The sequence below is a fragment of the Bifidobacterium sp. W8112 genome (assembly GCF_016101425.1).
GTDB lineage: Bacteria > Actinomycetota > Actinomycetes > Actinomycetales > Bifidobacteriaceae > Bombiscardovia > Bombiscardovia apousia.
Genome location: NZ_JACFQN010000006.1, coordinates 1 through 5,380 on the forward strand (window position 1 = coordinate 1; position 5,380 = coordinate 5,380).

General features: G+C 59.4%; 5 protein-coding genes. 2 read left to right on the plus strand and 3 right to left on the minus strand.

The window, feature by feature from the left end; genetic code table 11:
* Positions 1-268: 268 nt before the first annotated feature.
* Together H3T92_RS08125 and H3T92_RS08130 are read left to right on the plus strand one after the other, a co-directional pair.
* Positions 269-781, plus strand: a complete 513-nt coding sequence (locus tag H3T92_RS08125; RefSeq protein WP_045925197.1) for a hypothetical protein — start codon at positions 269-271, stop codon at positions 779-781.
* Positions 782-803: 22 nt separating this feature from the next.
* Complete coding sequence (locus H3T92_RS08130; RefSeq protein ID WP_015022033.1) at positions 804-1,250, plus strand: hypothetical protein; 447 nt, start codon at positions 804-806, stop codon at positions 1,248-1,250.
* Between the two features lie 135 nt (positions 1,251-1,385).
* Here H3T92_RS08130 and H3T92_RS08135 read toward each other — a convergent pair whose 3' ends face one another.
* From H3T92_RS08135 to H3T92_RS08145, 3 genes are all read right to left on the minus strand, one after another.
* Positions 1,386-1,946 carry a hypothetical protein gene (locus H3T92_RS08135; RefSeq protein WP_015022034.1) on the minus strand — a complete coding sequence of 187 codons (561 nt, stop codon included), beginning with the start codon at positions 1,944-1,946 and terminating at the stop codon, positions 1,386-1,388.
* 373 nt (positions 1,947-2,319) lie between these two features.
* Positions 2,320-2,667, minus strand: a complete 348-nt coding sequence (locus H3T92_RS08140; RefSeq protein WP_015022035.1) for a hypothetical protein — start codon at positions 2,665-2,667, stop codon at positions 2,320-2,322.
* Positions 2,668-3,138: 471 nt separating this feature from the next.
* Positions 3,139-4,569: a ParB/RepB/Spo0J family partition protein gene (locus H3T92_RS08145; protein WP_198189888.1), complete on the minus strand. Its 1,431-nt coding sequence runs from the start codon at positions 4,567-4,569 to the stop codon at positions 3,139-3,141.
* Between the last annotated feature and the right edge of the window lie 811 nt (positions 4,570-5,380).

Below are 5,380 nucleotides of genomic sequence, written 5' to 3' on the forward strand. Positions count from 1 at the left end.
CCCGACCTATTAACAACCACCCAACACGCTTACAGCCACAAGGCCAAACCCCCAACATAAACAACGCGTTTAGTTCCTATAGCCCTATAATGGTGTAACGGTGGTGCTACTGTCACCGTTGATGTAATAACTCAAGAATGATAGTTAGGCCTATCTATCAGTGCAGTATTCCAGTTTTAGCTGGGTTGTCAGAGGTGCCATGGCTGACACCGCTGACTTCGTTATTGGTTATCAAGGATGAATTGACTCAACAAACGGAAAGGGGCTTATGATGAAAGCCCTGAACACTATCAAAAGTAGGTTGCTCGCCAGCGTTGCTGTTCCACTTGCGCTGTCTATGGGAGTCGCCATGGTTCCCAGTCAGGCGATGGCTGCAGAGCCTGTGGATACCGCTTCGACATCTATCGTGAGTCAAGTCACCGATTCGCTGACTCCGAGGGATGTGCTGGAGATAGCGGATACCGCATGGGAAAACGGTGATTATGAAGGTGCTGGCATCCTGACCGAGTATGCATTCTCGATGCATGATGGCACTGCCGGTAATGGCTTCCAATCGAGGAATTGGGCTACGACGATCGCCAAGAAAGCTGTCATTAAGCTTCTGCGCTGGGGAGGTTCCAAGCTTCCTGCCAAGATTGCTCCGTGGGCCGGTCGGATTGCAGACTTCCTGGAAGCCACCGGCGTCTGGACTCATGCCGCTATCGTCTCAGGTTTGATGCAGCTGGGCATCCCTTACGATATTGCTGAATACACGGCGACATGGGTTGATTTGTTCCTCTGATTCATGGAGAGAGGGGTGAGCGATGAGTGACCGTGGACGATCAGACCATGTAACGGTTTCGGATGCGATTACCGGTGTTGGTTTTTTCGGAACTGTGTTGTTGGGTTTTGTCTTTCCTTTTGCGGTCGGCATTGGTGTCACTTATCGCTTGCTCCCTTTCGGTGGCGTTCGTTCCTGGGTGCATGGGTGGCGTGGGGTTTTGGGTACCATCGTTATCTTTCTGTTGTGGTTCTTTGGTACCTACATAACTGATGCGTTGGTGGATGTGTTGTTTAGCATGAGCAGTCACAAGGTCTTGAAGAAGCTTGTTAGCGAAGTTGTGAGTTTTGTGTTTCTCATGGGGTTGATGGCCTTGGCCTTCAGCAGGTGGGAAGCCATGGCGCTCTCATCTTTGATAACTGAGGTTCTCACCATTCTCATCTCCCTACTCGTCATTCATGCCGTTGATGCTGCAGACAAGCATGATTAATCTAAACAACGATCATTCCTAGGGAATGAAGCGGATTCGAGTGCCCCTTTTATGGGGCGGGAGAAACGCATCGGACGCGGAGAGGTCTCCTCCTTGGTTTGGGAGGAGACCTCTTCGGTTTGGTTGTGTGTGGTGTTAGTCGTCGGTGGGGTTGATGTTCTTACTGAGGGCCAGGGCGATGAGCGCTGCGAGGTTGTTGGTTCGGTCGAGGGTGAGGGCTTGGACCATGTATGAGCTGGCTTGGTCGGGGTCGCGGGCGGCCCAGGCCAGGTAGGCTCTGGAGGCGCTGAGGTGTGGGGTGGGGCCGACGGCGGCGGTGAGCTGGTCGAAGAGGTTGTAGGCTCTGTCGGCGCGTTCCTGGTTGACGGGGGTCCGGCCTTCGAAGCAGGTGGTGAGGCTGGTGAAGATGAGTTTGACGGCGGCGGGGTCGTGGGGTTGTTCGGTGATGGTGGTCAGGTCGTCTCGGGTGGTGTCGGGGTTGATGGCGGCGACCAGGAGCGCGTCGCGGTGCGGCAGTGAGGTTTCTATCAGCGCGGCCATGCGGGTGAGCCGGTCGTGTCCTATGGCTTCGGGCTGGTGGGTGCCGTCGAGTATGCGCATGATGCTGTCGAGGGCCTGTCGGCCTGCGGTGAGCATGAGTTGGGGGTCCTGGCTCAGTTGCTTGACGTCGTCCTGGAGGCTGGTTGTGGTGTTCATGGGTGTTCCTTTCCTTGGTGCCGGGACTGTTTGTGCCGACGCCTGGAATGGCGGCCCGGGTATAGCGGAGAGTCAAGCCCCCGCGTGGATCCGAACACTCCCCCGGAGGCCGAGGGGGCATGCTGTTCGGCCCCCTCGGCCGGAGCGGGGTGTGGGCGGAGACGCTCGGGGCTTGAGTCGCAGCGGCCCGGGCCAGAATGGAAGGGGGCGGCACAAACACCACATTCCCAACCCCTTCAGCAGCACGCCGCAGGCGTGCGACAGCGGCGGCCAGACATCAAGGCGCAGCCGCCGATGACCACAACCCCGGCCGAGCCGAGCATGGAAAAAGGGACCCCGTTGAGGGGTCCCTTGATGATGTTGCCCTGATGGGTCAGGCCATCTGGCTTCGGAGTCCTGGGTAGTGGTGTGCCAGGTATTCGGCGGTGGCTTGGCGGATCAGTGCCGATAGGTTGGTGCCTTCTGTTTTGACGGCGGCTTCGGCCCATTGGTCCAGGGCCGGGGTGGTGCGTACCTGCCAGGTTTTGCTGGTGGGTTGTTTGAGTTCGTCGCGGGGGCGGCCGGCGAAGATGGAGAGCAGGTCGTCGTCGGTCAGGGGGCCGGCGTCGTAGCCCCGGTATACCCGGGTGCCTTCGATGGGTGTGAATTGGCCGGCGTCGGCCATGCGGTCGAGTGCTTCGGCGTGTGCTGCCCTGTCGGCGGGTGTCTGTGTGTTGGTCATGGTCTGGCTCCTTGTTGGTTGTGTCTATTGGTATCTGAGATGTTGCCACCGGCTGGTCAGCGGCATGGCGTGGAAGGCGTGGAGCTGGCCGTCCTGCCATTTGCTGACGATGACTTCGAGCAGGTTGTCGGGTAGGGCCCCGGGGTGTGGCTGGCCGACGAAGACCACCGTCATCTCGTCGCCGTAGCCCTCGATTTATTCGTGGCCTATGGAGTGGAGGACCGCGTGCCTGATTTCGTCGTCGGCGCAGCCGTGCTTGCGGGCTGATTGCTCTATCTCGATCTCCATGACCATGAGTGTAGTACAAATTGCACATACAAACCAGTCGTGCGTTCCTCGCGTTGCGGTCTGGCTGTCCGAACGCGGGGCGTTCGACGATGCCGATTCCACCCCGTGGGGTGGCGCGAGGCATCGCTGCGCCGCCGCCGGCAGCCGGCCCCGCTTGGTGGCGGGGCCGGCTGCGGGGTTCATTCACTCTTTGGTGTCCTCCTCCTGGTCGCCGTCGTCTGTTTCATCTTCGTTCCCTTCGTTGTCTTCCTCTTCAGGTCGGGGCACCAGGTCGCCGTCGAGACCGGATTGCTCTTCGTCGCTGATGGCGTAGCCTGCGGTTTGGAGGGCACGGTAGAGGGGTTTGAGCAGGCCGTCTATGTCGTCTTGGCTGCGCCAGGTCTCGTGGTTGATCTGTGTCTCCATGATGGCGTGGCACAGGGCGAAGGCCGTCTGGGTGCGGCGACTCTCGTCAAGGTCGGCCTTTTGCGCCAGCTCGGCTTCCTGGTCCTGGACGATGGCGCGCCATGTGTCCCGCACCTGGTCCCGGCTGACCCACCAGGTGCGTTGGCTCGCTTGGGCGATGACCAGCATGGACAGGGCCTGGGACTGGTTTTTGGCGGGGCGTTTGAGGGACATGAGCCGTTGCGTGTAGGCCAGCCGCAGGTCGTGGCTTGCCGTGTCCAGTTGCTTGGCCGGTGCGATTTCGGCTTCTTGTTCGGCTTGCCACCTGGCCAGGTCATCCTCTCTTTGCCGGCGTTCGTCCTCCTGGTCCTGTTGGGTGTATGGCTCCAGCAGGGTGATTTTGACGCGCCACTGTCCGCCACGGTCGAGCAGTCCGGCGGCCGTGGGTTTGTCGCCTTCCCATTCCTCCAGCCATGTGTCGAGGGCCTGCTTGGGGTCGGGGTCGGTATCCGGGGAGAATCGGGCGATGGTGCGCCAACCTTCCGGGTCAGACCAGGATTGTGATGGTGTCAGCGGCACGATGGGCAGCCCGGCCTGCTTGATGGCTTCCTGGGCCTGTTCGATCCACTTGTCCAGCGACCGTTTGGCCTGGACCTGGTGCAGTGTCATGTTCCAGTTGTTGGTGCCTGCGGCTTTGATGAGCTGGTCTTGCAGGCCTTCGTCGTCGCGGAAGTCGGCTATCGTCTCCAATTCCTCGAAGCTCAGCTGGGATGGCAGCGCGAGTATTTTCTCGTCGTCGATGGACGATATTTTGAGCCGTCGCTGCACGGTGCTGCGGCTGCGGCCAGTGGCTTTGGCCATCTGGTCCACGTCTTCGCCAAGGTCCAGGAGGTGGGCGTATCCGCGTGCCTCGTCCAGGGCGGTGAGCTGGTCACGGTGTATGTTCTCTATCAGCATCACCTCCGCCTGGGTCTGCTCGTCCATGTCGGTGATGATACAGGGCACGGTTGCAAGGCCGGCCTGCTCGGCGGCCGCCAGCCGCCGGTGTCCGATGACCAGGGTGTGCCGCCCCTCCTGGTTCGCCGGTGTGACGACCAGGGCCTGCTGTATGCCTTGGGACGCGATGCTCATGGCCAGCTCCGACACGTCTCCTATCTCGCTTCGGGGGTTGGCGTCGTTGGGCCTGATGGCGTCGATGGGCAGCATGGTCACTGTGGTTGTGGTGTTCATGGGTGTTCCTTTCCTTGGTGCCGGGACTGTTTGTGCCGACGCCTGGAATGGCGGCCCGGGTATAGCGGAGAGTCAAGCCCCCGCGTGGATCCGAACACTCCCCCGGAGGCCGAGGGGGCATGCTGTTCGGCCCCCTCGGCCGGAGCGGGGTGTGGGCGGAGACGCTCGGGGCTTGAGTCGCAGCGGCCCGGGCCAGAATGGAAGGGGGCGGCACAAACACCACATTTCCAACCCCTTCAGCAGCACGCCGCAGGCGTGCGACAGCGGCGGCCAGACATCAAGGCGCAGCCGCCGATGACCACAACCCCGGCCGAGCCGACCAGTTTTATGTTTGCCGATTGAAGGGTGATCTGCAGTAGCTCATGATAGAAGAAAGACCATCCGATAAGAAATGTGTTTATATTGTGAAGCTTTATCTTGATGAAGCTTTCTAACTGATATCCCGAGTATATTAAAGCTTGTTAGAAGCCGCCACTGCCTCTATCATATTTATATGATATGCACACTAGGGCGGCACTTTTTTATCTAAAGGGGTGTAACTGAGATGGACACCGCTCGTATTCCTTACCCTTCGCATCCTTATCAGAGCTCAGCCAATCTAGCCTCTATGCTGATACAGAACGGTCTCTCCGGCATCAGGGGCTATAGGAACTAAACGCGTTGTTTTAGGTTCTGTGTGTGGGTTTGGTTGTGTGTTGGTCAGAGTGTGGTGTTGGGGTATCTGACTGGTGTGTGGAACTCGTTCCAGTTGATGGCGGTGCCGTAGTGTTCGGGCTCGTCCTGTTCCTGTCTGGTTTCCCGTTTGGGTGCT